Origin of the sequence: Vibrio sp. 1727 (assembly GCF_033344415.1) — a bacterium.
Taxonomy (GTDB): domain Bacteria; phylum Pseudomonadota; class Gammaproteobacteria; order Enterobacterales; family Vibrionaceae; genus Vibrio; species Vibrio alginolyticus.
In genome coordinates, this window is the sequence record NZ_JAWPOT010000168.1 from 1 (window position 1) to 820 (window position 820).

Sequence of the window (820 nt, forward strand, 5' to 3'; positions counted from 1 at the left end):
GGTTGTGATAACTCACGTTGTGAGCAAGTGTCATCACCGCCGTAAACGGCTTTCGCAGATAACTATTGAGGTGGTCGTAGACACTTTCGGTCAACACCGACAGCTGTTTATCGCTGATGTCGGTCACCACCTCTTCATAGCTTTGTTTTTGGACGTAGACAATCACACCGATAGCCAGTAAGAAAATCATCACAAAAGGGATGAGTACAGCAGTACGTAGCGTAATTTGAGTCTTTGCAGTAGACATTGCCTAGTCACATTAGGGATGGTTCACCTTAATTGTACTGACATTTCTGTTAATATCGAGCGCTAAGCACTCTCATTGTTAACTCACTGCTTAAGTGACGGTCAGTACAACTCTTTTAACTTTCTGGTTAGCGTATTGCGTCCCCAGCCTAATACTTTAGCGGCATCTTGCTTGTGACCTTTAGTGTGCTCCAATGCAGCTTCTAATAAAATGCGCTCAAATTCTGGTAATGCGAAAGAAAGTAGTTCTTTATCCCCCGCAGCGAGCGATTGGCGTGCCCAGTCCGCCAATTGTTCTTGCCAGCTACCTTTGGTTGAATCCGAAACGGTCTTCTTCTCTTCCAAAAGCTCTGAAGGCAAATCGTTCGGTAATACTTCACTGCCACTCGCCATCACGGTTAACCAGCGACAAATGTTTTCTAGCTGACGTACGTTGCCCGGCCAATTGAGTCGATTGAGAATTTCGACCGTCGACGGGTGCAAGGTTTTGGTTTCCACTCCAAGCTCAGCTGCGGCGCGTACCAGAAAGTGTTGAGTGAGCTTTTCAATGTCTTGTTTGCGTTCACGAAGCGCA

Annotated in this window: 2 protein-coding genes; both read right to left on the reverse strand. The window is 46.5% G+C overall.

The window, feature by feature from the left end; translation table 11 throughout:
• On the reverse strand, positions 1–247 hold a 247-nt coding region (locus R8O10_RS24575; RefSeq protein WP_318191866.1), incomplete at its 3' end, for a hypothetical protein.
• A gap of 101 nt (positions 248–348) precedes the next feature.
• On the reverse strand, positions 349–820 hold a 472-nt coding region (locus R8O10_RS24580; RefSeq protein ID WP_318191867.1), incomplete at its 5' end, for a helix-turn-helix domain-containing protein.